The organism is Terriglobales bacterium, from assembly GCA_035457425.1.
GTDB lineage: Bacteria > Acidobacteriota > Terriglobia > Terriglobales > Acidobacteriaceae > JACPNR01.
Genome location: DATIBR010000065.1, coordinates 1 through 25,807, shown reverse-complemented (window position 1 = coordinate 25,807; position 25,807 = coordinate 1). Strand labels below are relative to the sequence as shown.

Below are 25,807 nucleotides of genomic sequence, written 5' to 3'. Positions count from 1 at the left end.
CTCGCTGTGCTGCTGGCTCTGGTTGTTCCCTGCCTGGCCGCCAAGCCCTCCACCGCCGACCAGCTCACCGCCCTGCTGCGCGAGTTCCTGGCCGGCGTCAGCAAGAACGACAACTCGGTCTATGACCGCTTCTTCGCCGACGACCTCATCTACACCCGCTCCGCCGGCGTCACCATCACCAAGACAGACATCATGAAGTCGTTCGACGAGCCGCCGCCCAAGGACGCGCGTCAGGGCACCTACACCGCCGAAGACGTCACCGTCCGCCAGTACGGCTCGACCGCGATCGTCGCGTTCCGCCTCGTCCAGAAGATGGACGACGGCGAGACCAACACCTTCCGCAACACCGGCACCTTCATTCGCCGCAACAACCGCTGGCAGGTCGTTGCCTGGCAGGCGACGCGCATTCCCAAGGTTGAGGCGTTTAGCGGGCGTGAGTCCGCTGCGGCGGACGGGAGCCCGCTGCCGAAATCCTGAGCGAGGAGCGAAGCGACGAGTCGAAGGAACTCATGGCCACCCAAGCCAAAGACTATTACGGGACCCTCGGGGTCAAGAAGAACGCTTCCGCGGACGACATCCGCAAGGCGTTCCGCAAGCTCGCGCGCAAGTTCCACCCCGACGTGAATCCCGGCGACAAGAAGGCCGAGGAGAAGTTCAAGGAGATCTCCGAGGCCAACGACGTCCTCTCCGACCCGAAGAAGCGCAAGATCTACGACCAGCTCGGCTATTACTCCGACAACATCGACCCCGCCGCGGCCGAAGCCTACGCGCGCGCGGGCAGGGGAGCTGGCGGCGGCTTCGGGGGATTCCGTCCCGGGACCGGCGGCGCGCAGGAAGTCCCCTTCGATTTCTCCGGCTTCGATTTTTCCGACTTCGCCGAGGGCGAGCCGCGCGGAGGTACGAGTGGCGCCGGCGGCTTCCGCGACATCTTCTCCGGCATCTTCGGGGGCGGCGGGACCCGCGGGCGCCAGGCCGGACCGCAACCCGGCTCCGACCTCGAGTACCAGGTCACCGTTCCCTTCTGGACGGCCATCCGCGGCGGCGTGATGAAGCTCAACGTCACGCGCAACGAAGCCTGCGCCAACTGCCACGGCGCCGGCCACCTCGAGGGCAGCGGCCCGTGCCCGCAGTGCCAGGGTTCCGGCCAGGTCACGCAGATGGGCGGCCGCATGAAGTTCAACATGCAGTGCCCGCGCTGCGGCGGCGCCGGCAAGGCGCAGACGCCGTGCCCGGCCTGCGGCGGCCAGGGCGTGGTCAATCGCGTCGAGCCGCTCGAGACGCGCATCAAGGCGGGCACGCGCGACGGCCAGCGCATCCGTCTCGCGGGCAAGGGCAACGCGGGCGCGCGCGGCGGCCCCGCGGGCGACCTTTACATCATCGTGCGCACCGGCGAGCATCCCGTCTTCCAGCGCGAGGGCGACGACATCCGCCTCGTCCTGCCGGTCACCGCGCCCGAAGCCGCGCTCGGCGCCAAGGTCGACGTCCCGACCATCGACGGCCGCGCGCAGCTCCGCATCCCGCCCGGCACCGCCTCGGGACAGAAGCTGCGCCTCCGCGAAAAAGGCGTGCCCTCGGCCACCAACCCCGACAAGCGCGGCGACCAGATCGTCGAGCTCAGGATCGTCGTCCCGCCGCCGCATGACCTCAAGGCGCGCGAGCTCTGGCAGGAACTGCAGAAGGTCGAGACCGACGACCCGCGCAAAGAACTCTGGAAGCAGGTCGGCTGATGTTCAGTATTTGGCAGGTCGTCCTAATTGCGTCTTTGTTTGGCGCATTCGTGGGCTGGGCCTTGCTTGCATTCAAGGATCTGCATCCGGTTGTTCGATATTCACTAGCTGCAGTTGGTGGCGTGGGTGCGGGCTTCGTACTGTTCAAGATGCTTTTCGGAAACTCTTGATCGGCGTTCATCCGCGTTCATCCGCGGTAAGGGGTTCTGGTGGCTAAGAGAAAGAAACAGGGCGCGTACATGATCTCGGCGGTGGCCGAGATGTACGGCATCCATCCGCAGACGCTGCGGCTCTACGAGCGCGAAGGCCTGCTCAAGCCCTCGCGCACCGAGGGCAACACGCGCATGTACACCGATGAAGACCTCGAGCGCCTCGAGTTCATCCTCTCGCTGGCGCGCGACCTCGGCGTCAACATCTCCGGCATCGCCATCATCCTGGAAATGCGCGCGCGCATGGAGGAGATGCAGCGCCAGATGCAGGGCTTCGTGAACTACGTGGGCAAGGAGATCATGGCGCGCGCCTATAACGTCCCTGCGGACCCGTCGAAGGGCGCCATCATCCCCATCCGCCACCGCGTCCCGCCGGCCGCGCCCAACGTCATCCCGCCAAAAGACAAGAAGCGCTGATTCGGATTTCACATTGCAGAAGTCAGATTGCAGGATTGGCCGACACCGGCCTATTCGGCAATCTTCGAGCGTGTAAACTCCCACAGCGATGACCGTCAGCCCCATCATCGGCCTCGGCGTCGCCTCGCTCGCCCTCGGCCTCGGCATCCTGCTGCGCCGGCATCTCCGCCTCCTCGACCGCCTCAATCTCCCGCCCGCCGTCATCGGCGGCTTCCTGTTTTCTCTTGCCGGACTCGCGCTGCACGCCCGCGGCGTCACGCTCGAATACGACAACACCCTGCGCGACCTCCTGATGGTCGCCTTCTTCACCACCGTCGGACTGGGCGCGCGGCTCAAGCTGCTGCGCACCGGCGGACCCGCGCTCGCCTGGCTGCTGGTGCTCTCTTCCCTGTGGGCGGTGTTTCAGAACCTGCTCGGCATCGGCCTGGCGAAGCTGATGGGCGCCAACGCGCTGCTTGGCATCGTCGCCGGCTCGCTCACGCTCACCGGCGGCCCTGCCACCGCGCTCGCCTTCGCGCCCGAGTTCGAGCGCGCCGGCGTTGCCGGCGCGCCCGCGCTGGCCCTGGCCGCGGCGATGATCGGCATCATCGCCGGCGGCCTGCTGGGCGCTCCGCTCGCCACGCTGCTCATCGCGCGCCGCAAGCTCGCCCCGGGAGCGACCTCCGGAGCGCGAGCGCAGGATGCGCTCGCCCCTGCCGGCGAGACGCCGGCGCTCCCCTTCAACGAGCTCTTGGTCCTGACCGTCGCGATGTCCCTGGGCGCGCTGCTCGGCTCCTGGCTTACCGCGCACCGCATCGTCCTGCCCGGCTACATCGGCGCGATGATCGTCGCCGGCGTGCTGCGCAACCTGAACGACCGCTTCGGCTGGCTCCGCCTCTCCGACCGCACTATCACCACGCTGGGCACGCTCGCCCTCGCCTGGTTCATCGCGCTCGCGCTGGTCGGACTCAAGCTCTGGGAGATCGCCGCGCTCGCCCTGCCGCTGGCGGTCATCCTCGCGGCGCAGGTCGCGTTCATCGTCGCGACCACCTACTGGGTCATCTTCCGGCTGGTCGGGAGAGACTATGAGGCCGCCGTCATCTCCGGCGGCTTCGTCGGATACATGCTGGGCATCACGCCCAACGCGGTCGCGAACATGGACGCGCTCGCCGAAAAATACGGCGCCGCCCCGCGGGCTTACCTGGTGGTGCCCGTCGTGGCGGCGTTCTTGATCGACTTCACCAACGCCCTCATCATCACGCGGATGATGGGGTGGTTCGCGAACTAGGCGGCGTTCTCCTTGCCTTCCGGCGCGTCCGCGATCTCGTCTTCACTCGACAGGTCTTCGCCGTGGACCGAGACGATCGCTTTGCGCTCGGCGTCTTCGCGCCGCCGCCGGTTCTCGTCGCTTCCGGCGCCCGTCAGGGGCTGGCGCCCCGGCTTCCTGGTTGCGGTCAGTGTCGGATGCACGCGCATCTGGCGGCGCGCGGTGCGTCCTGCTTCTTCCCTCGTGTCTTGCATAGGGCCTCCGATGACTTTGCTCCGCTGTGCAAGATGAGATGCCACCGGATGGGCAGTGAGAGCTGCTGTTCGCCAAAAAACAGCCGCCGTCCCTGGAGGCAAGGACGGCGGCTGCTCTGCCGCTGCGTGCGAACTACTGCTGCGGTGTCGTGGGCGCCGGCTGCTGCTTCTCCTGCCTGCGCTGCTCCCAGCGCTGGCGCATCTCCTGGCGCTTCTGCTCGCGCTCGCCGGCCATCTTGTTCAGCTCCGCGCGCTGCTCCGCCGTCAGCGTCTTGTTGAACTCCAGTTGGTTCTGGATGCGCTCCTGCATCGCCTGGTTCCGGCGCTGCTGGATCGAACTCGTCAGCCGCTGGATCTCGGCCTGGTTCGGATTCTCCTTGCGCAGCTCCGCCTGCAGCGCCTGGTGGTCCGCTCGCGCCTGCTCCCGCTGCGACTGCATGCGCTCCTTCTGCCGGCTGTGCATCGCTTCCAGCTTCTGCTTCTGTTCCGCTGTCAGCTTCAGGCGCTCGGCAAACTTCTCCATGCGCATCTTGCGGTGCATGCCGTGGCGCCCGTGGCGGCCCTGCCCGCCGCCGAACCCGCCCGGCGCCGTCTCCAGCGCCAGCGCCGTCAGCGTGCCCAGGCTCAGCGCCCCTGCCAAGATGATTCCGATAGTACGTTTCATAGCTCCCTTTCTCTTGCTTCTTCCTGTGGTCGTATAAACTCAGGGCGCGTCGAAAAGTTGCGTCCCCGCCGCCATGCTTCCCTTCAAGCTCGTCTACAGCGACGGCTACTACCTGCCCATCGGCGCCCACGTCTTTCCCGCGCAGAAGTACCGCCTCATCCACCAGCGGTTGCTGCGGGAGCACATCGCCGGTGAGTCCGATTTCGTGGCGCCCGAGCCCGCCACCGATCAGGACGTCCTGCTCGCCCACACGCCCGAGTACGTCCGCAAACTCACCACCGGCACGCTTTCGCCGATGGAAGAGATGCAGATGGAGATTCCCTACTCACCCGAGCTCGTCCGGGCGTTCTGGCTGGCGGCGGGCGGCTCCATCCGCGCCGCCGAGCTCGCGCTCCAGGATGGCGTCGCCTTCAACGTGGGCGGCGGGTTCCACCACGCCTTTCCCGACCATGGCGAAGGCTTCTGCATGATCCACGACGTCGCCGTCGCTATCCGCCGCCTGCAGAAGGACGGCAAGATCCGGCGCGCGATGACCGTCGACTGCGACGTTCACGACGGCAACGGCACCGCCGCCATCTTCCCGCCGGTCAACGACCCGCACGCGCCTCTGCCCTCGCACTCCCCCACCAGCCCCGCGCACTCCGACACGCCCGCCCACGGCGTCTTCACCATCTCGCTGCACCAGCAGCACAACTACCCGGCGTTCAAGCCGCCGTCGTCCATCGACGTCAACCTGCCGGACGGCGCGACCGACACCCAGTACCTGTCGTGGCTCGACAACGCGCTTGCCTCCGGGCTGCGCCGCTTCACACCCGACCTCCTCTGCTACATCGCCGGCGCCGACCCCTACTGCGAAGACCAGTTGGGCGGCCTGGCGCTGACCATCGAGGGTTTGAAGGAGCGCGACGAACTGGTCTTCAAGGCGGCCAAGGCGCACGGCATCCCGGTGATGGTCACCTACGCCGGCGGCTACGCCCGCAACGTGCAGGACACCGTCACCATCCACTGCAACACCGTGCTGGCCGCCAAGGAGATCCTGGGCAAACGACTCGGCGGCTAGGCGATCTCGCGCACCGGCTTCTGCAGCGCGCCGAACAGCGAGACCACCAGCACCGCTGCGCCCGCGATCAGGAACATCAGCCGCGTGTTCCACTCCACCGCCACGCCCGCCGCCGCCATCGAGAGCGGCATCAGCCCGAACGCCGAGAGCATCGCGACGCTCGCCACGCGACCGAGCACCGCGCGCTCCACGCGCTGCTGGAACCACGACTGGAACTGCACGTTGATGAAGCCGCTCAGGCTGCCCATGGCCGCCAGCAGCGCGGCGACCGGCCAGAAACCCGGCAGGAATCCCATCGCAGACATCGCCACGCCCAACGTCGAGCTCGTCGCGACCAGCAGCAGCCCGCGGCGTTTCGCCTTCAGCACGCCCGCCAGCAGCAACCCCACGAACGTTCCCGCCGCCACGCTCGAGATCCACATGCCGAAGGCAGCCGGCGACGAGAACCGTTGCTTCGCCATGTACGCCAGTCCAACGCTCAGCGGCCCGGCCAGGCAGAAGTTCAGCACCGCCGTCAGCAACATGAGCGAGCGCAGCGCGGCGTCATTGCCGACGTACTTCAGCCCCTCGCCGATCGACCTCCACACGCTGCTCGCCTGCGGGCGCGGTGCCGGCGGGGCATCCGGCAGCCGCCACAGCGCCACGAGGATGAACAGGAAGCTGAAGGCGTCGAGCAGGAATGCCCACGCCACACCCAGCTTCTTCATGATCAGCCCGGCGGGCGCGGGACCGACGATGCCGGTCACAAGCGCGCTGCTCTGCCACACCGAGTTCGCCGCCGGCAACTGCTCGATCGGCACCAGCGTGCGCATCAGTGCCGAAGCCGTCGGCAGGGCGAATGCGTCGGCGATCCCGAAGCCCGTCGCGAGCAGGTAGAGGTGCCAGAGCGCGAGCTGGTTCCGCCACAGCAACACCCCGATCGCCGCCACCAGCAGCGTGCGCGCCGTCGCCGTCGCCATCAGCAGCCGCCGCGGCGACGAGCGGTCGCTCACCGCGCCCCCCATCAGCATCAGCGCCGCCCGCGGGATCCCGGCCGCCATCGCGACCGTCCCCATCGCCACCCCGGAGCCGGTGAGCTGCAGCACCACCCACGGCAGCGCGACGATGTAGAACTGGTCGCCGGCCAGCGAGACGGTCGCACCCAGCCACCACAGCAGGAAATTGCGCTGGCGCACCGGATGCGGGCGGCGCTCGGGGGCGGGCAGGGCGGCGGGCAAGGCGGCAGTGCTCATCTCGATCCTGGCTTATGTAAATGTGAATTTACATTTACATTCATCCGGGATACTCTGTCAAGTACATTTCCCGCGCGAGGTAGGCGATGCCCCGAACCAGGAAGTCCTCCAACCTCGAGCCGCAGCAGGTTCGCAGCCGTGAGTCGTTGCGCAAGCTCCTGAAAGCGGCGAACGAAGTGCTCGGCCAGCGCGGGCTCGAAGGCACCACCATCCCCCGCATCGCGGACCACGCCGGGCTCACCCCGGGCGCCGTCTACCGCCGTTTCCGCGACAAGGAGGCGCTGCTCGAGGCCGCGATCCTCGGCATCCTGGAGCGCCAGGACGAGCGCATGAAAGGCGGCCTCACCCCGGAGAAGGTCGCGCTGATCCCGTTGCCTGTCTTTACCGAGCAGGTGGTGGGCGGCATGGTCACCGCCTACCGCGCCAACGCTTCCCTGCTTCGCGCGATGCGCATGTTCGCGCGCACGCGCCGCGGCACACCCTTCTGGCGGAAGGCGAGCCGCCTGGAGAGGCGCGCCTACGAGCGCGCCATCGACCTCTTCCTCGCTCACCGCGAGCGGATCCGCCATCCCGACCCGCGGCAGGCCGTCTCCCTCGCGCTCTTCATGCTGGCGAGTTCGCTTTACGAACTCATGGAGCACCCCGACGACCAGGGCCCATGGAAGGGCTTCCTCCCCAAGGACGAGCCTGCACTGAAGAAGGAACTGGTCCGCGCCTTCCTCAGCTACCTGGGCGCGGGGCCGCGGCCGGCGTAGCGCTCCGGCCCATAGCAACTCGCGGGCGCTGATAGAATCAAACATTCGACGCCGGTCTACGGAATATGTTTGAGAACCTCCAGGACAAGCTCCAGCGCGCCTTCAAGAACCTGCGCGGCCAGGGCACGCTCACCGAAGAGAACATCGGCGAAGCCCTGCGCGAGATCCGCCTCGCGCTGCTCGAGGCCGACGTCAACTTCAAGGTCGTCAAGGAGCTGATCGACGCCATCCGCGAGAAGGCGCTCGGTCAGGAAGTGATGACCGCGCTCTCGCCCGGCGACCAGGTCGTCAAGATCGTGCGTGACGAGCTCGTCCGCATCCTCGGCAAGGACACCGCCAAGCTCAAGTTCGGCACCCCGCCGACCGTCGTGCTCATGGCCGGCCTCCAGGGTTCCGGGAAGACCACCACCTCCGGCAAGCTCGCCGCCTGGCTGAAGAAGGGCGGCCACCGCCCGCTGCTGGTCTCGGTCGACGTCTACCGTCCCGCCGCGCGCCAGCAGCTCAAGGTCGTCGCCGACGCTATCCCCGCAGCCATTTACGAGGGCAAGGTCGAGGAGTCGAACACCGCGACGGTCGAGCGCCTCGCCAAGGAGGCGCGCCGCGAGGCCGTCAACACCGGCTGCGACGTCCTCATCGTCGACACCGCCGGCCGCCTGCACATCGACGACCAGCTGATGGAGGAGATGCAGTCGCTCAAGCGCCTCCTCAACCCGCAGGAGATCTTGTTCGTCGCCGACGCCATGACCGGCCAGGACGCCGTCAACTCCGCGAAAGAGTTCCACGACAAGCTCTCGCTCACCGGCGTCGTCTTGACGAAGATGGACGGCGACGCCCGCGGCGGCGCCGCGCTCTCCATCCGCTCCGTCACCGGCCAGCCCATCAAGTTCATCGGCGTCGGCGAAAAGTACGACGCGCTCGAGCCCTTCCACCCCGACCGCATCGTCGGCCGCATCCTCGGCATGGGCGACATCCTCTCGCTCATCGAGAAAGCCGAGGAGAAGATCGACAAGAAGAAGTCGGAGGAGTTCGCGAAGAAAGTGCTCGCGGGCGACGGCTTCACGCTCGAGGACTTCCGCGAGCAGCTCCGCCAGGTCAAGAAGCTCGGCTCGCTGCAAAGCATCGTGAAGATGATGCCCGCGGTCGGCCCCTTCGCCGGCATGCAGAAGGTCGCCGAGAACTTCGACGAGAAGGAGCTCGTCCGCGTCGAAGCCATCATCAGCTCCATGACGCCCTTCGAGCGCGACCACCACGAGTCCATCAACGGCTCGCGCCGCAAGCGTATCGCGCGCGGCTCCGGCACCAGCGTGCAGGAAGTGAATCAGCTCCTTCGCCAGTACGCCCAGATGAAGAAGATGTTCAAGGGCATGAGCCGCGGCAAGCTCGACCGCCGCCTCGCCGGCATGAAACTGCCGGGCATGTGACCGCGGTCACTTACGGACTCACGTTCCAGCGGCCACTCTGAATCGCTCACATCATGGAATGGCGCGGCTCCAACCCGAATGTGGCGACGCCCGAGTACTCCTCGCTCGCCGAGCGTCTCGACGCCATCACGCGCAATGTCGACGACCTCATCGGCCCGGCCCGGATGGAGCCTTCGCGCCGCGCAGTCGCCGAGCTCATCCAGTCGAAGGTGGCGGCCCTCGCGCTCGCCGCGGGCGAGAAGTCTCCCAACTTCGAGCTCCCCGACGCGCAGGGCCGCAACTTCATCCTCGGCGACCGCCTCGCGCAAGGCCCGGTCGTGCTCGTCTTCTTCCGCGGACGCTGGTGTCCCTACTGCATCGCGCAGCTGGAAGAGCTGGAGAAGGCTCGCCCGCTATTCGAGCAAGCGGGCGCGACGCTCGTCGCCGTCTCGCCGCAGAAGCCGCAGCACACCGGCTTCACCGCCGAGCAGCACCACCTGCGCTTCCCCGTCCTGAGCGACAAGGACAACACCGTCGCGCGCCAGTACGGCATCGCCTGGAAGCTGCCCTCTTACCTGGTCTCCCACTATCGCGGCGTCTTCGTGAACCTCGAGCACGCCAACGCCAACAAGGACTGGGAGCTGCCCGTCCCTGCGACCTTCGTCATCGCCCCCGACGCCACCATCGTCTGGGTGCGCACCGACCCCGACTTCCGGCGCCGCCCCGAGCCCCAGGAAGTCCTGCGTGTGGTGAAGATGCTGAAGGGCTTCTAGCCGCGGCCGCGAAAGCGGAGGATCGCGCGCCGGTCGCGCTTGGAAGGCTTCCCCGCCGGCAGCCGCTCCCACTCGGCCATCGCCTTGCGTTCCGCCGCCGTCTGCAGCCGCGCCGCCTTGCTCTCTTCGGTCTCGCGGTAGAGCGTTTGCGCCACTGCCGCCGACCCGCGCAGGTCGCTCAGCACCAGCACCTCGACCTGGAAGTCGCCGGCCGGCGCGCTGACCGCCAGCCTCATCCCGACGTGCACTTCGCGGGCCGGCTTCGCCGCCTGCCCGTTGAGCTTCACTCGTCCCAGGTCGCACGCGCGCGCCGCCTGGCTGCGCGTCTTGAAGAAGCGCGCCGCCCACAGCCACTTGTCGAGGCGTACGGAGCCCATGACGCCAAAAGTACACAGTCCACAGACCACAGTCCACAGTGGACCTCTCGGCCCCTGTGCGCTGTGGACGGTGGACTATGGACTACGCCGCCGAGCGGCGCTCGCCGCGCAGATAGCCGTCCCGGCACGCCTGCGAGCACAGGTGGATGGCGCCCAGTTCGATGATCCGGCGGTCGTCCCACTTGTCGAGGAAGCGGATGGAGCGCTGTACCCCGGACTTGTTCTCGACCTGCAGGTCCCAGCCCAGGATCCAGGTCTCTCGCTTGAGACGCTTGTCGTCGTCGGGTTTTACCTTGCCGCAGCTGTCGCAACTGATCTCGACCATGACTACCCTCCGGGACGCGCCTCGAGAACGCTGGAAATTAGGATGTGGCTCCCCGCCCGCCGGGTTCCCTGCCTCCCGCGCCCTAACTTGCCAAAATCCAGCGGTTTACGCGATAATCTAAGTTTGTCCCACACCTCGGAGTGATTCCTGGGAACAACTGAAAGGAAAGAAGTTCTGTGCTGATGATCCGTTTGGCGCGCTTTGGTGCGCGCAAGCAGCCTTACTATCGCGTGGTGGTGATCGACAAGCAGCGGGCCCGCAACGGCCGCTCCGTGGAGGTCGTGGGCACGTATAACCCGCGTACCAGCCCGGCGACCGTCGATTTCAAGAAGGACCGCATCGAGTACTGGCGCTCGCAGGGCGCCCAGCTCTCCCCGACCGTGAGCCGTCTGCTCGAAAAAGCTCCCGCCACCCCTGCCGGAACAGCGGCATAATAGGCGATTCAAGGGACGCATAAGGCCCCCGCACGATAAGGAGCCGTCGTATGGCGAACGAGCAGGGTGGGGATATGCGCATGCTGGTCGAGGAGATCGCGAAGGCGCTCGTCGACGAACCCGAGCAGGTTCAGGTGAGCGCGGTGGACGGCGAGCAGAACACCGTGCTCGAGTTGCGCGTCGCTCCCAATGACCTCGGCAAGGTCATCGGCAAGCAGGGACGCACGGCCCGTTCGATCCGCACGATCCTCGGCGCCGCCAGCATGAAGCTGAAGAAACGCTACACGCTGGAGATCCTGGAGTAGGGGACGAGGCCGCGACGTTCGTGGACCAGGCGTTCATCACCGTCGCGCGCGTCGTCCGCGCCCAGGGCCGGCACGGCGAGGTTGCCGCCGAGCTCCACACGGATTTTCCGGAGCGCTTTGCCGAGCGTACGCGTCTGTCGGCGCTCGCTGCCGATGGCTCGCGCCGCGAGCTCGCGCTGGAAGGGTTCTGGCTGCACAAGGGCCGCGTGGTGCTGAAGTTTGCGGGCGTCGATTCCATCGACGCCGCCGAGGAGTTGGCCGGGGTCGAGTTGCAGGTCCCGGCGGCTGACAGGACGCCGCTGCCCGAGGGCGCGGCCTACATCAGCGACCTGGTCGGCGCCGGCCTCTACGACGCGGGCCGCCTGGTCGGCAGGATCGACGACGTGCAGGCCGGCGCCGGCGAGGCGCGGCTGCTGGTGGTGAAGGCGGAAGGCCGGGAGTGGCTCATCCCCTTCGCCGCCGAGTACGTGAAGAGTTTTGATGTCCAGGGCAAGCGGCTCGAGATGGCGCTTCCCCAGGGCATGCTGGAGTTGGACGCGCCGCTCACCGAGGAAGAGAAGCGGGAGCAGCGCGGCGAGCAGACGGAATGAAGTTCGAGATACTCACGATCTTCCCGGATTTCTTCCGTGGCCCGTTCGAACACGGCATCGTGCGCCGGGCGCGCGAAGCTTCGCTCATTGACATCCAAGTGCGCGACCTGCGGGCCTTCACCCGCGACAAGCATCGCACGGTCGACGATCGTCCCTTCGGCGGTGGCGAGGGCATGGTCCTCAAGCCCGAGCCCATCTTCGAGTGTGCCGAGTCGCTGGGCATCGCCTCGCGGGCGGACCGCAAAGCCGGTACGGTGAACGAATCCGTCGTCCTGCTTTCGCCGCAAGGCGAGCTCTTCACCCAGAAGGTGGCGGAGGAGTTTGCCGGGCTTGAGCGGCTGGCCATCATCTGCGGCCGCTACGAGGGCGTGGACGAGCGCGTGGCCGAGCATCTGGCGGACCGCGAGATCTCGCTCGGCGACTTCGTGCTCTCCGGCGGCGAGCTCGGTGCGGCGCTCATCGTCGACGCGGTCTCGCGCCTCGTGCCGGGCGCGCTCGGCAACGAGGCCTCGTCGAAGCAGGAAAGCTTCAGCTCCCGGCGCGCCGCGAAGACGGCCGGCGAGCCGGATGCGACCTGCGCCTCGGGCGGATTGCTCGACTATCCGCACTACACGCGGCCGGCCGAGTTCCGCGGCCTGCCGGTGCCGGAGGTCCTCGTCCAGGGTGACCACGAGGCCATCCGCAAGTGGCGTCGCCGCCGCGCGCTGGAGAAGACGTTGCGCAATCGGCCCGACCTCCTCACCGGGGTCGCGCTGAGCAAGGAAGACGAAGATCTGCTCGCTGACCTTCGGGCAGCGGGTCGAAAAGCGGCGCTTTAGCGCCGCGTTGTGCAGGATCTGATTTTGGGGCTTTAGCCCAGGCAGGAAGAGGAAAAGAAAATGTCGATCTCACCCATCATGGACAAGGTTCTGGCCAAGCTGCAGCGCACCGACATCCCCGTTCTCAATCCGGGCGACAACGTGCGCGTGCACGTCAAGATCAAGGAAGGCGACAAGGAGCGCCTCCAGGCCTTCGAAGGCACCGTCATCTCCATCAACAACGGGCCGCAGGGCAGCTTCACCGTCCGCAAGATCAGCTTCGGACACGGCGTGGAGCGCATCTTCCCGCGCAACTCCAAGGTCCTCGACAAGGTCGAAGTCGTGCGCTCCGGCAAGGTCCGCCGCGCCAAGCTCTTCTACCTTCGCGACCTCAAGGGCAAGGCCGCCCGCCTGCGCGAAGACGAATAATCCGATCCAACGCTGAGGCGCAGAGGACGCGGAGAGGGCTGGTTCTCTTCGTCCCCTGTGCCTTCGTGTTTCGGCACGCGTTTCGAAGTAGTATTTCTCTAGTCTTCTCGGCGTACTCTGCGCCTCCGCGTTGAATATTTGCCTCGCAAGCTGAAACTCGTCTCCCCCGACGGCAAGCCGCTTTCCAAGGCGGCCGCCAAGATGCGCCTGCTCAAGCGCCTCAAGTGCACCACGCGCTACGAGAAGCGCGCCTGGCTCACCGGTGCCCGGCTGGTTGCCGGCGTGGACGAAGTCGGCCGCGGCTCGCTCTTCGGTCCGGTCGTCGCCGCCGCCGTCATCCTCGACCCTGGCGACCGCATCAAGGGTCTGCGCGACTCCAAGCTTCTCCCCGCCGAGCGCCGCGAAGTCCTGGCCGAACGCATCCGCGAGCGCGCCATCGCCTGGGCCATCGCCGCGGTGGATTCCGCCCGCATCGACCAGATCAACATCTACCAGGCGTCGCGCGTCGCCATGCTCGAGGCACTCGCCCAGCTCAATCCGGCGCCCGACCACCTGCTCATCGACGCCATGCGGCTCGACTGGCCTTCCGCCGGCGCGCCCTGCTCGCAGACCAAGCTCATCCACGGCGACGCCCTCTCCGCCTCCATCGCCGCCGCCAGCATCATCGCCAAGGTCGAGCGCGACCGCATGGTCGCCGCCTGGGACCCCGTCTTCCCCGTCTACGGCCTCGCCTCCAACAAGGGCTACTTCACGCGCAAGCACGCCGCGGTGCTCCGCGAGCACGGGCCCTCGCCACTCCACCGCCAGTCTTTCGCGCCGGTCTGGATGGCCTCGCACCCCCAGGAGGTGCTGGCGTTCATGTTGGAGGAAAAGAGTCTCGCCGCCCAGGACGAAGAAGCCGTAGAGGCGGCTCTCGCGGAATCGCTCGATCCCGAACGAACCGCGAACCACTAGCCGCCGCTCTACCCGACGATCAGCGGGAACTTGCTCACGCGGTTGCCGTCCGGGTCGAGCACTTCCAGCACCATGCGGTCTTCCACCGCGACCTTGCCCACGTTGAACGACACGCGGTAGACGCGCTCGTCGTACGGCACGTCCGCCGGAACCCCGATCAGCCTGACCGCCGCCGGCTCCAGCACCCGCGCCTCCAGGCCGTGGAAGATCACCAGCCGGAACTTCAGCCTGAGCAGGTAGTCGTTCACCGGCTGCTCCGCATGCACCGGGTACGGCGCATCGTCGCGGTCGGCCAGCTTCTTTTTGCGCGCGCTCGCCGTCACCCGAAAGTCGATGACCTCGGGATAATGCTTGACCGGCTCGCCGCTGGCGCTGGTGACCAGCACCCGCCCGTTGTCTTCCCGCCGCTGCAGCCCTTCGAACCCGATCGCCTCGGCCGACGCCAGCAGGCACACGACCTTCTTCGCCGGCTCCAGTCGCAGCGTGTCGTAGCCCAGCGGCACCACCGCGTGAAAGTCGTAGCCCCACGCCGTGGGTGCCGACTTCGCGGGACCCGAGGCGGCGCCCGCGGCGGCCAGCAGCAGCACGACCCCGAGGATCGTCAGCCGGCGCGTCTGCGTTGTATTCTGCATGGGGGCCTGCAGGCGGAGGCGACGTCACTCCGCTGCTTTTGAGATGCCGCCCCGCGGTCCTGCTGCTGCTCCGCTCGTTTGCCGAAAAATGTTCCGACTGCTCTGCGTCACCGCCCATCCCGACGACGAAGCCGGCAGCTTCGGCGGAACCCTGCTCATCTACGCGGAACGCGGCGTCCAGACCTACGTCACCTGCCTCACCCCCGGCCAGGCCGCCCGCAACCGCGGCGGCGCCAGGTCCGACGACGAGCTCGCCGCCTTGCGCCGCAACGAGTTCGCCGCCGCCTGCGCCATCCTCAAGGTCCATGACGGCGAGGTGCTCGGCTACCGCGACGCCGGCCTCGACCGCGAGAACTTCCTCGAGGTCGTCGGCACCCTGGTCCGCCGCATCCGTACCGTGAAGCCGCACATCGTGCTCTGCCAGGGCACCGAGGGCGTCATCACCGCGCACCCCGACCATTCGATGGCCTCGTTGTTCGCCTCCGCCGCCTACCACTGGGCCGGCCGCTCCAACCGCTTCACCGACCAGCTCGAATCCGGCCTCGCGCCTCACTACGCCCAGAAGCTCTACTACTCCACCGCGCCCTCTTCCCTGCCCGACTACCCGCACCCGGTCGCGCTCGCGCCCATCACCACCGCCATCCAGATCGGCCGGCACCTCGAGACGAAGATCCGCGCCTTCGCCGCGCACACCTCGCAGAATCCTTTGCTGGAACGTTACGAGAAGACCGTGCGCGCGCGCGGCCAGGTCGAGTACTACCACCTCGCCAACCGCCTCAAGCCCGGCCACGCCGACAAGGAACTGGAAACGGACCTGTTCGCGGGCGTAGTGGAATAACGCTACTTCTTCTCCTCGATGCTCCAGTCCGACCACAGCGAGCCGCCGACCTCGTACATCACCAGCTCCTTCGAGTGGCGGGTCAGGAAGGACCGCGGCCGGATCCCCTTCGCGTAGAGCGTTTGGGTGAGGTAGTACTCCTTGCCCGCTTCCAGCTTCATCCGCAAGCCGACCGCGTCGTAGGTCTGGCTGATCAGGTCGTACTCCCCCGGCTCGAGGTAGAAGAAGAGGTAGCAGCCGGGCCCGGTAAACCCCACGAGCTTCCCGTTGGCCCAGAGCCCGGCGTAGGCGTAGCGCTTTTCCGGCCCGATGCGCCGCATGACCGTCGCCGGCGACGCCACCACGACCAGCGCCTTGTCGCCTTTCACCTCGGGCAGCGGATGCTGCTTGTCGGTGTTCAGGTAGCGGATGCGGACCTTCGGCAGCGTGTCCTTGTCGATCTCCAGCGGCTTCTCCTCGAAGACCGGCACCTGCAGGCGCTCGCCGAGGGCGCCCTGCAGCGCCTTCATCACCGCCGCCGCCGACTTCTTGTCGATCACCAACCCGTACGTCGCCGTGCCGCCGGCCTGCTTGTGCTCGAGCACCAGGTAGTGGTCGTTGTCGAAGGGCTTGTCGATCGAGGTGGCGATGGCGTTGCCGAAGAGCAGCCCGCCCGCCATCATGCCGAGGAACGACGCGCCGAACCCGGCCTTCCGCCCCAGCGTGTCGACCTCCACCACGGCCTTGCTGATGTCGTCGTAGGCGACGTCGAGGGGACGGTCGCCGGACTTCACGCGCAGCCGCCGGGCCGCGTCGTCAAATACCAGCGTTGCGCCCTTTTCGTCCATCTCGCGCTCGTTGCTCTTCACGAAGCGCGCCTTGACGTCGGGGAAGGTGGTTTGTGCGAACGAGATGCCGGCCAGCAACAGGCCGGCTGCAAGGATGGCCCAGCGCTTCATCACACACCTCCGGAGCGTGCGGGTCCCGGAGCCCTGGGAAAGATGGGCCATGATACACACCGCCCGCCGCCGGCCGGTCTACTTCTTCTTTTTCTTGGGTTTATCTTCCGGCATGCCGCCGGGCATCGTGCCCATCACCGAGGCGAGCACCTTGTTGAAGGCCTCCTCCTTGGTCATCTCTTTCTTGCCGGTCTGGCCGGCGCGGTAGGAGTGGTCGTAGTCGCAGGTGCGGCACCGCACGCGCGTGACCTTGTCGCCCTCCATCGCCACCACGGAGTGGTCGCTCGGCCGCTTGCACTTCGAGCAGTACGTCTCGATGTAGTCGCCGACCCGCATCATGGCGCGGAGTCTACCACGCGGGGCTGTCATCCTGGGCGAGGCGTTTCTTCTTTTTGCCGAGCGAAGGACCTGGGCGAGCCACCGCGCCGCTGCGCGAGGCGAGCATCCTGATCGGGTGCGACTGATATGATTCGGGTTCGATGACCACCCGGCGCGGCAAGTTCATCACCATCGAGGGCCTCGACGGCTGCGGAAAGTCCACGCAGCTCGAGCGCCTTGCCGCCGCCCTGCGCAAGCAGGGGCTCACCGTCGTGACCACGCGCGAGCCCGGCGGCACCGCCATCGGCGAGAACGTCCGCGCCGTCCTGCTCGATTCGCGCACCGCGGGCCTCGACCCCTGGGCCGAGCTCGCGCTCATGTTCGCCGCGCGCGCCCAGCACATCGCCGAGGTCATCCGCCCCGCGCTCGACCACGGCAAGTTCGTCCTCTGCGACCGCTTCACCGACTCCTCCGAGGCCTACCAGGGCGGCGGCCGCAAGCTCGGCTCCGAACCCGTCCTCGCGCTCCATCGCACGCTCTGCGGAAACCTCCAACCCGACCTCACCATCCTGATGGATTCCGAGGTCGCTGCCAGCGTGGAGCGCGCGCGCCGCCGCAACCAGCAGAAAGGCGTCACGGTGGACGAGAACCGCTTTGAGTCCGAGTCGCGCGCCTTCTTCGGCCGCGTCCGCGACAAGTACCTCGAGATCGCCAAGCGCGAGCCGCAGCGCGTCGTCGTGGTCAACGCCCGGAAGCAGGCCGACCCCGTCTCCGAAGAGATCCTCGGCCTGGTGCGCGAGCGCCTCCTCAAGTCCGCCACCGGAGCCCGCCGCTGATGCCTTTCTCCGACTTCCACGGCAACTCGGAAACCGTCACTCGCCTGCGCGAGATGATCGCGCGCCGGCGCCTGCCGCACGCCGTCATCCTCGCCGGCCCCCGCGGCGCCGGCAAGTACACGCTCGCGCAGATGGCCGCCAAGGCGATGAACTGCCTCGACCAGCCGCGCGAGAACGGTCTCGCCGAGTTCTGCGGACGCTGTTCCAACTGCACCCGCATCGCCCAGGCCGACGACTTCGAAGCCCGCTTCCACGAAGCCGTCGAAGCCCGCGAAGGCCTAAAGGAGACCGACAAGAAGGACACCCGCATCTTCGTCCAGACCCACCCGGACGTCCTCATCATCCCCGCCGACCCGCCGCAGATGATGATCAAGGTCGGCCAGGTGCGCCACGTCATCGGCACCATCTATTACCGGCCCGGCGAAGGCCGCGAACGCGTCTACATCTTCACCTGCACCGCGTTCATCCGCGAGGCCGAGAACGCGCTGCTGAAAGTCCTGGAAGAGCCGCCCGAGTTCGCGACCCTCTTCCTGCTCGCCGAGAATCCCGGCGAGCTGCTGCCGACCATCCGCTCGCGCTGCGTCACGCTCACGCTCGGCGCGCTGCCCGTCGCCGACATCGAGAAATATCTCGCCCGCCGCCCCGAGCTCGCGGCCAGGCAGCGCGCGCTCATCGCCCGCCTTGCCGAGGGCGCCATCGGCCGCGCCAGGTCCTTCGACCTGGCGGCCTACATCGCCGCGCGCACCGACGCGCTCGCGCTCCTCAAGTCCGCCATCTCGGCCGAGGACCACAGCGCGCTCTTCCGCGTGACCGAGACCTACCGCGCCGGCGCCGAGGGCCGCGAGAAGACCGACCAGCTCCTGCGCGCTCTCTATCTCCTCCTCGAGGACCTGATGTTCGCCAGGTCCGGCGCCACCGAGCTCATCCGCAACGTAGACATCGCGCCCGACCTCACGCGCCTTGCCGGCTCCATCGACTTCCCCTGGCTCGCCGCCGCCGCCCAGGGACTCGCCGAGGTCGAGCGCGGCATGCGCCGCAATCTGCTGCGCTCGCTCTCCCTCGACGCCTTCGCCGTCTCCCTCGAGCGCTAGGCAAGTTTCCGCGCCCACCTCTCTTCCCTTTCTCGTGAGCCATACCGAGCGAACTCGCCAGAACCCAGCAAGAAAGAGGACTTCTCCGCAAACCTCCCCTCCTCCCTTCCTCCTGTCTTGGTTTTGACCAAAGCAAAACGCCCGCCGTGGCGGGCGTCGTTCGTTCTTGTGGAAGCCTAGCCGCCGTTGTGATTGCGGCCGTTCTCGTCCTTGTAGATGTACTTGATACTCGGCTTGTAGATCAGGATGTTCGACTGCCCGCCCCGGTTCAGCTTGATGCAATCGCGGTCGTACCACTCGATCGTCCCGTGCATCTGCTCGCCGTCTTTGAGCACCACGACCAGCCGCGTATGCGTCTGCATCTGCTTCTGGTAGTAGAAGTTCTCGGCGTGGGTCTGCTCCGGGGGGGTGGGCTTGCGGCCTCCGCCGCCACCCATCGGCCGCTCCCGCCGCTCCGGCTGCTCCGGACGCGTCAGCGTCGGCCGGATCAGCTTCCGGTTCGAGAAGTCGTCCGTAACCGTCTCGGGCGCCTGCCGCGCCGCCGTGGAGTCGTCTTTCATGAGGCCTCGACTGGACCGCATCGGCCGGATAGCAGACAACGGCACATGCGTGCGGCCGCGCAGCTCTCTCCGGGGAAATCGATGCAGGCTAGATTTGCTGCCTACCCTATCACAGGGGTAGTCCACAGTCCACAGCGAGTGGACAGTGGACGGTCACGGGACGCGAGCTGTCCACCGTCCACTGTCCACTTGCCGGCGGCTACTTGATCTTCGGCAGCACGATCCCCTGCTGCGCCTGGTACTTGCCCTTGCGGTCCTTGTAGCTGACCTCGCACATCTCGTCGGACTGGAAGAACAGGATCTGGCAGAGTCCCTCGTTGGCGTAGATCTTCGCCGGCAGCGGCGTCGTGTTCGAGATCTCCAGCGTCACGAACCCTTCCCACTCGGGCTCGAACGGCGTGACGTTCACGATGATGCCGCAGCGCGCGTAGGTGCTCTTGCCCACGCATAGCGTCAGCACGTCGCGCGGGATCTTGAAGTACTCCACCGACCTGGCCAGCGCGAACGAGTTCGGCGGGATGATGGCCACGTCCGTCCGCTTCGTCACGAACGACTCCTCGCGGAAATCCTTCGGGTCGACGATCGAGTTGTTCACGTTCGTGAAGATCTTGAACTCGTCCGACACCCTCAGGTCGTACCCATACGACGACAGCCCGTACGAGATCATGCCGCTGGCGTTCTGCCGGTCGGCGAATGGGTTGATCATGTCGTGTTCCAGCGCCATCATGCGGATCCAGCGATCGCTCTTGATCGACATTCCTGTCCTCTTTACGGGCACTTCCACGGGCGCGGCAGAACTCATGCTAATCCCTTCCTCGCTAGGCAGTGAGCTTCTCCCTTCAATATCCCCGAAGCCGCGGCTTTTGGGAATCCGGCAGCCGAAAAAAGCTGTGGGAAACCCCGCCCAAACCTTTCGTTGACAACGTCCGCTATCCCCTTTAGTATCCGCTAGTTGGAAGAATCCCCAACAATCCCAGCATCCCAGCGTCGCGGAGCCCGACCGTGATCAAGCTCGACATCATCAACCAGGTCGTCTCGAAGACCGGCATCACCAAGACCAAGGCCGAGCAGGCTGTCGAGATCGTCTTCGAGAGCATGAAGAAAGCGCTGTCCCGCGGCGACCGCATCGAGCTGCGCGGCTTCGGCGTCTTCAACGTCCGCCCCCGCAAGACCGGCATCGGACGCAACCCTCGCACCGGCGCCGAGGTCAACATTCCCCCCGGCAAAGCCGTCCGCTTCAAGCCCGGCAAAGAGCTGCAGTCCATCGACTAGCACCACCGGCGTCCCCGAGCGCGGCCGCTGTGCGCCGCGCTGTTTCTTTGTTGTCATTCCGAGCGAAGCGCGACCGGAGTCCGCCGTGGCGGACGAGGGAGCGCGAGTCGAGGAACCCCTATACTGATATCCGGCCTCCCGTGAGCACACCCGAAACCAACCTCTCCATCTCCCTCGCAGACCCCGGCCACCCCTATCCGGTCTACGTCCTCCGCCCGCCCCGCCGCCGCTACTGGCTCCATCTCCTCCTCTTCCTGCTGACCGTCTTCACCACGCTGATGATGGGCGCGCGCCTCGAGTACAACTTCCTCAACAACCTGCCGCCGCTGCGCCTCGACCACGACTTCTTCCCGCTCCGCTGGGTCCTTTCCCACCCCCGCAACCTGCTGCTCGGCATCCCATTCTCGGTCACCCTGCTCGCCATCCTCCTGGCCCACGAGATGGGACACTTCCTCTACTGCCTCCGCTACCGCGTTTACGCCACGCTGCCCTTCTTCATCCCTGCGCCCACGCTGCTCGGGACCTTCGGCGCCTTCATCCGCATCAAGTCGCCCATCCCGGACCGCCGCGCGCTGTTCGACATCGCCGTCGCCGGGCCCATCGCTGGCTTCGTGGTCGCCCTGCCCGCGGCCGTCGTGGGACTGCTGCTCTCCAGGCACGCCCCCGGCCTGGTCGCCGAGTCCGACATCGCCTTCGGATACCCGCTGCTCTTCCACCTGCTGCACTCCCTCATGCCGTGGTCGCACTACGGCGCCGCGCAGCTCAGCCTCGACACCCTCTACCTCCACCCCATCGCCATCGCCGCCTGGATCGGCCTGCTCGCCACCGCGCTCAACCTGCTGCCCGGCGGCCAGCTCGACGGCGGACACCTCATCTACGCCGTCGCCCCCGCGGCGCACCGCCGCTCCACGCGCGCGCTCACGCTCCTGCTGCTGCCGATGGCGCTCTTGTTCTGGGGTGGCTGGATGTTCTGGGCGCTCTTCCTCGCGCTCATGGGCGCGCGGCACCCGCAGGTCGCGCCGCTGCCGGAGCTCGGCCGCGGCCGCCGCATACTCGCGCTCCTCGCCCTGCTCATCTTCGTCCTGTCGTTCACGCCCGCGCCCATCGTCGGCGGCTCCCTGCTCGACTCCTGGGCCGACTTCCACCGCTAGAGCAGCGATAGCGGGTCCACGTCCACGATCACGTTCGTCCGCGGGATCTTCTGCTCCGCCGCGTGTCCCAGCATCGCCCGCAGCAGCTCGTTCAGCCGCTTCCGCGAATCCGACTTCAGCACGAAGTGGTACCGGTAGTCCCGCTTCAGACGCACGATGGGCGCCGCCGCCGGCCCCAGCACGCGTACGCTCTTCGTCTTGTTCCCCTCGAACCAGCGACCCAGCACGCCGCTCCACCGCAGCGCCTGCTCCAGTCTGTCGCTCCGCACCAGCACGTTCGCCAGCGCCGAGAATGGCGGATACCGCATCCACCCGCGATACCGCACCTCCTTCTGGTAGAAGCCCTCGTAGTCGTGCTGCGCCGCGAACTGGATGGCGTAGTGGTCGGGAAAGAACGTCTGCAGCACGACGCGCCCCGGCTGCTCCCCCCGCCCGGCGCGCCCCGCCACCTGCGTCAGCAATTGGAACGTGCGCTCCGCTGCCCGGAAGTCCGGGAAACCGAGCGCGAAGTCCGCGCCCACCACCCCGACCAGCGTCACCCCCGGCACGTCGTGTCCCTTGGCGATCATCTGCGTCCCGACCAGCAGGTCGATCTCGCCCGAGTGCAGCTGGCCGAGCACGCGCTCGAAGTCCGCGCGCCCGCGCACCGTGTCGCGGTCCATCCGCCCGATGCGCGCCGTCGGAAACTCCCGCTGCAGCAGGTCCTCCAGCTTCTCCGACCCCGACCCGAGGAAGTACAGGTACTCGCTCCCGCACTTCGGGCACGTCTTCGGCACCGGACGCTTGAACCCGCAGTAGTGGCATTCCAGCTTGTTCGCGCCCTTGTGGTACGTCAGCGCGATGGCGCAGTTCTGACACTCGATCTTCTCCCCGCACGTCCGGCACAGCACGATGGCCGAGTACCCGCGCCGGTTCAGCAGGATCATCGCCTGCTCGCCGCGCGCCAGGCATGCGGTGATCTCCCCGGTCAGCTTGCGCGCGAACAGGTGATCCTCGCCCGTCTCGGCGAACTCCGCCTTCATGTCCACCAGTTCGACCTCGGGCAGCGGCCGCTTCTCCACCCGCTCGCGCAGCGCCAGCAGCGCATACTTCTGCCTCTCCGCGTTGTGGAACGACTCCAGCGACGGCGTCGCCGAGCCCAGCACCACCGCCGCGCCGCTCAGCTTGCCGCGCATCACCGCGACGTCGCGCCCGTGGTACCGCGGCGTCTCCTCCTGCTTGTAGGAAGAATCGTGCTCTTCATCGACGACGATCAGCGCCAGCTCCGGCACCGGCGCGAACACCGCCGAGCGTGTCCCGACCACGATGCGCGCGCCGCCGGCATGGATCCGCCGCCACTGCTCCGCCCGCTCCGCCGGCGTCAAAGCCGAGTGCAGGATCGCCACCTCGTCGCCAAAGATCTCGTACAGGTGCGCCGCCGCTGCCGGCGTCAGCCCGATCTCCGGCACCAGCATCAGCGCCGACTTCCCCGCCGCCAGCACCTCCTGCATCGCCGCCAGGTACACCGCCGTCTTGCCCGATCCCGTCACCCCGAACAGCAGCGACGCCGAGAACTTCCCCGCCTTCGCCGCCGACGTGATCCGCTCCAGTGCTCCCTGCTGCTCGGCGTTGAGCTGGTAGTCGCGCTTCTTCGCCTTCATGCCCGTGAGGTGGAAGTCCTGCGCCTCCTCCACGATCTCCACCACGCCGCGCTTCTCCAGCGTTTTCAGCGAGCTGGGCGAGATGTCCAGCCCGTGCAGCGTCGCCACGTGCAGCCGCCCGCCGCTCGCCGCCAGCGCCTCGACGATCGCCCGCTGCGAGTCGTTCAGCTTCCCCTCGGCGTTTTTCAGCACCGCCACCTTCGCCACGCGCTTCTGCTCGCGCGCTTCCGAGACGTCCTGCCACGCGATCCACTTCTTACGCAGCATGCCCGCCAGCAGCGCGCGCGAGGCGCCGGTCGCCGCCCGCAGCGAGCCCTCGCGCGCCAGCTCGCGGCCGCTCAGGTAGTTCAGGACGGCGTACTCCACGTCCTGCTCCGCCGGCGTGCGCTGCGTCCGCCGCGACGACCCGACCTCGCTCGCCTGGTAGAGCGCCTCGTGGCCGGCGTCCGTGATGCGGTATTCGCGGATGCGCCGCACCTCTGCCATCACCGGCAGCATGGCGCGGAAGACCTCGCCCAGCGGCGCCAGGTAGTAGCTCGCGATCCACTCCGCCAGTTCGCGCATGGGCGCATCCAGCAGCGACGCGGCGTCGAGCGCCTCGAGCACCTCTTTGGTCTTTACGGATGGCTTCTCGTCGTGCAACCGCACGACCACGCCGGCCATGCGCTGCTGCCCGAACGGCACCAGCACGCGCCCGCCGACCACCGGCGCGGTCGCTCCCACGCGATACGTGAAGGTGGCGTCGAGCGGGACCGGTAACGCCACGTCGCAGTATTCGGGCATGTGCGGCTAACAATGTATCAGGACAAAAAAGCGGCGCGGATGCGCCGCTCACTGGCTACTGACCACTGCCCTTTGGCGGCTTCAGCCCCAGCTCTTTCATCGCCATCTGCAGGTCCTTCCACGCCTCGCCCTTCTGGCGCGGGTCGCGCAGCAGGTACGCAGGATGGTAGGTCGCCACCAGCTTGGTCCCGCGGAAGTCGTGCCAGCGTCCGCGCAGCGCGCTCATCGGCTCGTTCACGTTGAGCAGCGCCTTCGTCGCGGTCGCGCCCAGCGCCACGATCACCTTCGGCTGGATGGCCGCGATCTGCCGGTACAGAAACGGCCCGCAGGTCTCCATCTCGTCGCGCTCCGGCGTGCGATTGTCCGGCGGCCGGCACTTCACCACGTTCGCGATGTAGACGTCCTCGCGCTTCAGGCCCATCGCCTCGATCATCTTGTTCAGCAACTGTCCGGCGCGACCCACGAACGGCTCGCCCTTCGCGTCTTCGTCCGCCCCCGGACCTTCCCCGACGAACATCAGCTCCGCGCGCGGGTTCCCCACGCCGAACACCAGGTTCTTCCGCCCCTTGTGCAGCACGCACCGCGTGCAGTCGCCGATGTCCTCGCGGATGGCACGCAGCTCGGCCTCGACGTCGCGCACGATGGGTAGCGCCGGCGGCTCGCCGGCTGGAGCGCGGGCGACTCGCCCGCGCTCGTCTTCGGCAGAGACGGCCTTCTGGCCGTCTCCTCGCCGATACAGGTCGTAAATCCCCATCTCGCGGTAATACTGCAACCGCGCGGCCAATTGTCTTTGGAATTCTGGGTCGTTGAGCAGGTCGGTCATCGGGCTACGACTTACGACCGAATCGTAGCAGCTTTGCGCTGTTTGAGCGCGACCACTTCGTCGAGGACGCGGTGCGCGACCTCCCACTTCGTCGTCTCCGCGACCTCGATCACCTGGCCGTCGCGCGTCAGGATCGAAACCGCGTTGCGGTCACTGTCGAACCCGATTTCCGTCTTCGAGACGTCGTTCGCCACGATCATGTCGAGCTGCTTGCGCTCCAGCTTGTCTTTCGCGTGTGCCAGCACGTTGCTCGTCTCCGCCGCGAACCCTACCACTAGCTGGTTCTGCCGCACGCGCGCGATCTCCGCCAGGATGTCCGCCGTGGGCTCGAACTCCATCGTCAGCGGCCCCTTGCGCTTGATCTTCTCCGCCGCCGCCTGCTTCGGCCGGTAGTCCGCCACCGCGGCCGTCTTGATGGCGATGCTCGCGCGCTTCAGGTTGGCCATCACCGCCTCGCGCATCTGCTCGGCGGTCTCGACCTTCACGACCTCGGCCGCGCCCGGCGCCTTCAGCCCCACCGGCCCCGTGATGAGGATGACGTGCGCGCCGCGCCGCAGCGCCGCTTCCGCCAGCGCGTAGCCCATCTTCCCGCTCGACCGGTTCGAGATGTAGCGGACAGGGTCGACATACTCGCGCGTCGGCCCCGCGGTGACCAGCACCGTCTCGCCGGCCAGATCCTGCGTGGCGCCCAGCGCCTCGAGTGCCGCGGTCACGATCGATTCGTTCGCGGCGAGGCGTCCGGGCCCGGTCATGCCGCAGGCCAGGTACCCGGCATCCGGTTCGACCACGCGCACGCCGCGCGCCTTCAACGTCGCGATGTTCTTCTGCGTGGCCTCGTTCTCCCACATGTTCACGTTCATCGCCGGCGCCACGACCACCGGCGCCTTGGTCGCCAGGAACAGCGTGGAAAGGAAGTCGTCGGCCAGCCCGTTGGCGAACTTGGCCAGCGTGTCCGCCGTCGCCGGCGCCACGACCAG

Annotated in this window: 32 protein-coding genes; 19 read left to right on the top strand and 13 right to left on the bottom strand. The window is 67.4% G+C overall.

All coding sequences use genetic code 11. The features are described 5' to 3' along the window. The 4 genes from VLA96_04705 to VLA96_04690 all read left to right on the top strand — a co-directional run. Window positions 1–477: nuclear transport factor 2 family protein (locus VLA96_04705; GenBank protein ID HSE48487.1), on the top strand; the 477-nt coding region annotated here is incomplete at its 5' end. Between the two features lie 32 nt (window positions 478–509). Beyond that, a complete protein-coding gene (locus tag VLA96_04700; GenBank protein HSE48486.1) occupies window positions 510–1,727 on the top strand; it encodes a J domain-containing protein in 1,218 nt (405 codons plus the stop codon). Between the two features lie 209 nt (window positions 1,728–1,936). After that, window positions 1,937–2,353: a helix-turn-helix transcriptional regulator gene (locus VLA96_04695; GenBank protein HSE48485.1), complete on the top strand. Its 417-nt coding sequence runs from the start codon at window positions 1,937–1,939 to the stop codon at window positions 2,351–2,353. An 88-nt stretch (window positions 2,354–2,441) separates the two neighbouring features. Then, the gene (locus VLA96_04690) at window positions 2,442–3,620 is read left to right on the top strand and encodes a sodium/glutamate symporter (GenBank protein HSE48484.1); all 1,179 of its coding nucleotides are present in this window, start codon (window positions 2,442–2,444) and stop codon (window positions 3,618–3,620) included. Here the strand turns inward: VLA96_04690 and VLA96_04685 are convergent. After that, a complete protein-coding gene (locus VLA96_04685) occupies window positions 3,617–3,853 on the bottom strand; it encodes a hypothetical protein (GenBank protein ID HSE48483.1) in 237 nt (78 codons plus the stop codon). The two genes, VLA96_04690 and VLA96_04685, sit on opposite strands and share 4 nt — an antisense overlap. Window positions 3,854–3,986: 133 nt before the next feature. Beyond that, the gene (locus tag VLA96_04680; GenBank protein HSE48482.1) at window positions 3,987–4,517 is read right to left on the bottom strand and encodes a periplasmic heavy metal sensor; all 531 of its coding nucleotides are present in this window, start codon (window positions 4,515–4,517) and stop codon (window positions 3,987–3,989) included. A 73-nt stretch (window positions 4,518–4,590) separates the two neighbouring features. On the opposite strand from VLA96_04680, the gene VLA96_04675 reads away from it, so the two are divergent. Continuing rightward, window positions 4,591–5,577, top strand: coding sequence for a histone deacetylase (locus VLA96_04675; protein ID HSE48481.1), 987 nt, complete (start codon window positions 4,591–4,593; stop codon window positions 5,575–5,577). On the opposite strand, the gene VLA96_04670 is transcribed toward VLA96_04675, so the two are convergent. Beyond that, window positions 5,574–6,809 carry an MFS transporter gene (locus VLA96_04670; protein ID HSE48480.1) on the bottom strand — a complete coding sequence of 412 codons (1,236 nt, stop codon included), beginning with the start codon at window positions 6,807–6,809 and terminating at the stop codon, window positions 5,574–5,576. The genes VLA96_04675 and VLA96_04670 overlap by 4 nt on opposite strands. A gap of 86 nt (window positions 6,810–6,895) precedes the next feature. On the opposite strand from VLA96_04670, the gene VLA96_04665 reads away from it, so the two are divergent. From VLA96_04665 to VLA96_04655, 3 genes are all read left to right on the top strand, one after another. Next, window positions 6,896–7,564, top strand: coding sequence for a TetR/AcrR family transcriptional regulator (locus VLA96_04665; protein HSE48479.1), 669 nt, complete (start codon window positions 6,896–6,898; stop codon window positions 7,562–7,564). A gap of 65 nt (window positions 7,565–7,629) precedes the next feature. Beyond that, the gene (ffh, locus tag VLA96_04660) at window positions 7,630–8,985 is read left to right on the top strand and encodes a signal recognition particle protein (protein ID HSE48478.1); all 1,356 of its coding nucleotides are present in this window, start codon (window positions 7,630–7,632) and stop codon (window positions 8,983–8,985) included. Window positions 8,986–9,038: 53 nt separating this feature from the next. Further along, window positions 9,039–9,737, top strand: a complete 699-nt coding sequence (locus VLA96_04655; GenBank protein ID HSE48477.1) for a peroxiredoxin-like family protein — start codon at window positions 9,039–9,041, stop codon at window positions 9,735–9,737. Here VLA96_04655 and VLA96_04650 read toward each other — a convergent pair. Both VLA96_04650 and VLA96_04645 read right to left on the bottom strand, forming a co-directional pair. Then, on the bottom strand, window positions 9,734–10,114 hold the full coding sequence (locus tag VLA96_04650) for an RNA-binding S4 domain-containing protein (GenBank protein HSE48476.1): 381 nt from the start codon (window positions 10,112–10,114) through the stop codon (window positions 9,734–9,736). The two genes, VLA96_04655 and VLA96_04650, sit on opposite strands and share 4 nt — an antisense overlap. 82 nt (window positions 10,115–10,196) lie before the next feature. Next, window positions 10,197–10,439, bottom strand: a complete 243-nt coding sequence (locus VLA96_04645; protein ID HSE48475.1) for a hypothetical protein — start codon at window positions 10,437–10,439, stop codon at window positions 10,197–10,199. A 182-nt stretch (window positions 10,440–10,621) separates the two neighbouring features. Between VLA96_04645 and rpsP the strand changes: the two genes are divergently transcribed. From rpsP to VLA96_04615, 6 genes are all read left to right on the top strand, one after another. Beyond that, a complete protein-coding gene (gene rpsP, locus VLA96_04640; protein HSE48474.1) occupies window positions 10,622–10,873 on the top strand; it encodes a 30S ribosomal protein S16 in 252 nt (83 codons plus the stop codon). Window positions 10,874–10,923: 50 nt separating this feature from the next. Next, the gene (locus tag VLA96_04635) at window positions 10,924–11,178 is read left to right on the top strand and encodes a KH domain-containing protein (GenBank protein HSE48473.1); all 255 of its coding nucleotides are present in this window, start codon (window positions 10,924–10,926) and stop codon (window positions 11,176–11,178) included. A gap of 20 nt (window positions 11,179–11,198) precedes the next feature. Next, window positions 11,199–11,768 carry a ribosome maturation factor RimM gene (gene rimM / locus VLA96_04630; GenBank protein ID HSE48472.1) on the top strand — a complete coding sequence of 190 codons (570 nt, stop codon included), beginning with the start codon at window positions 11,199–11,201 and terminating at the stop codon, window positions 11,766–11,768. Continuing rightward, window positions 11,765–12,586: a tRNA (guanosine(37)-N1)-methyltransferase TrmD gene (gene trmD, locus VLA96_04625; protein HSE48471.1), complete on the top strand. Its 822-nt coding sequence runs from the start codon at window positions 11,765–11,767 to the stop codon at window positions 12,584–12,586. Before rimM ends, trmD begins: the two co-directional genes overlap by 4 nt. A 60-nt stretch (window positions 12,587–12,646) precedes the next feature. Next, window positions 12,647–12,994, top strand: a complete 348-nt coding sequence (rplS, locus tag VLA96_04620) for a 50S ribosomal protein L19 (GenBank protein ID HSE48470.1) — start codon at window positions 12,647–12,649, stop codon at window positions 12,992–12,994. 138 nt (window positions 12,995–13,132) lie between these two features. Then, entirely contained in the window at window positions 13,133–13,948 is an 816-nt protein-coding gene (locus tag VLA96_04615; GenBank protein HSE48469.1) for a ribonuclease HII, read from the top strand. Between the two features lie 8 nt (window positions 13,949–13,956). Here VLA96_04615 and VLA96_04610 read toward each other — a convergent pair whose 3' ends face one another. Then, window positions 13,957–14,580 carry a hypothetical protein gene (locus tag VLA96_04610; protein HSE48468.1) on the bottom strand — a complete coding sequence of 208 codons (624 nt, stop codon included), beginning with the start codon at window positions 14,578–14,580 and terminating at the stop codon, window positions 13,957–13,959. Between the two features lie 88 nt (window positions 14,581–14,668). Between VLA96_04610 and VLA96_04605 the strand changes: the two genes are divergently transcribed. Continuing rightward, window positions 14,669–15,418 carry a PIG-L family deacetylase gene (locus tag VLA96_04605; GenBank protein HSE48467.1) on the top strand — a complete coding sequence of 250 codons (750 nt, stop codon included), beginning with the start codon at window positions 14,669–14,671 and terminating at the stop codon, window positions 15,416–15,418. A gap of 2 nt (window positions 15,419–15,420) precedes the next feature. On the opposite strand, the gene VLA96_04600 is transcribed toward VLA96_04605, so the two are convergent. Both VLA96_04600 and VLA96_04595 read right to left on the bottom strand, forming a co-directional pair. After that, window positions 15,421–16,356, bottom strand: a complete 936-nt coding sequence (locus VLA96_04600; protein ID HSE48466.1) for a hypothetical protein — start codon at window positions 16,354–16,356, stop codon at window positions 15,421–15,423. 78 nt (window positions 16,357–16,434) lie between these two features. Then, the gene (locus VLA96_04595; protein ID HSE48465.1) at window positions 16,435–16,695 is read right to left on the bottom strand and encodes a hypothetical protein; all 261 of its coding nucleotides are present in this window, start codon (window positions 16,693–16,695) and stop codon (window positions 16,435–16,437) included. Window positions 16,696–16,835: 140 nt separating this feature from the next. Between VLA96_04595 and tmk the strand changes: the two genes are divergently transcribed. Together tmk and VLA96_04585 are read left to right on the top strand one after the other, a co-directional pair. Continuing rightward, entirely contained in the window at window positions 16,836–17,510 is a 675-nt protein-coding gene (gene tmk / locus VLA96_04590) for a dTMP kinase (protein HSE48464.1), read from the top strand. Next, window positions 17,510–18,601, top strand: a complete 1,092-nt coding sequence (locus tag VLA96_04585; protein ID HSE48463.1) for a hypothetical protein — start codon at window positions 17,510–17,512, stop codon at window positions 18,599–18,601. Before tmk ends, VLA96_04585 begins: the two co-directional genes overlap by 1 nt. Before the next feature lie 176 nt (window positions 18,602–18,777). Here VLA96_04585 and VLA96_04580 read toward each other — a convergent pair whose 3' ends face one another. Continuing rightward, window positions 18,778–19,161 (bottom strand): RNA chaperone Hfq, encoded by a 384-nt coding sequence (locus VLA96_04580; GenBank protein HSE48462.1) that lies wholly within the window; start codon window positions 19,159–19,161, stop codon window positions 18,778–18,780. A gap of 199 nt (window positions 19,162–19,360) precedes the next feature. Next, on the bottom strand, window positions 19,361–19,918 hold the full coding sequence (dcd, locus tag VLA96_04575) for a dCTP deaminase (protein ID HSE48461.1): 558 nt from the start codon (window positions 19,916–19,918) through the stop codon (window positions 19,361–19,363). Between the two features lie 245 nt (window positions 19,919–20,163). On the opposite strand from dcd, the gene VLA96_04570 reads away from it, so the two are divergent. Together VLA96_04570 and VLA96_04565 are read left to right on the top strand one after the other, a co-directional pair. Then, on the top strand, window positions 20,164–20,433 hold the full coding sequence (locus VLA96_04570; GenBank protein HSE48460.1) for an HU family DNA-binding protein: 270 nt from the start codon (window positions 20,164–20,166) through the stop codon (window positions 20,431–20,433). A gap of 140 nt (window positions 20,434–20,573) precedes the next feature. After that, the gene (locus VLA96_04565; protein HSE48459.1) at window positions 20,574–21,584 is read left to right on the top strand and encodes a site-2 protease family protein; all 1,011 of its coding nucleotides are present in this window, start codon (window positions 20,574–20,576) and stop codon (window positions 21,582–21,584) included. Here VLA96_04565 and priA read toward each other — a convergent pair. From priA to coaBC, 3 genes are all read right to left on the bottom strand, one after another. Next, entirely contained in the window at window positions 21,581–24,007 is a 2,427-nt protein-coding gene (gene priA / locus VLA96_04560) for a primosomal protein N' (GenBank protein ID HSE48458.1), read from the bottom strand. The genes VLA96_04565 and priA overlap by 4 nt on opposite strands. A gap of 55 nt (window positions 24,008–24,062) precedes the next feature. Further along, window positions 24,063–24,830, bottom strand: coding sequence for a uracil-DNA glycosylase (locus VLA96_04555; protein HSE48457.1), 768 nt, complete (start codon window positions 24,828–24,830; stop codon window positions 24,063–24,065). An 11-nt stretch (window positions 24,831–24,841) separates the two neighbouring features. Beyond that, on the bottom strand, window positions 24,842–25,807 hold a 966-nt coding region (coaBC, locus tag VLA96_04550), incomplete at its 5' end, for a bifunctional phosphopantothenoylcysteine decarboxylase/phosphopantothenate--cysteine ligase CoaBC (GenBank protein HSE48456.1).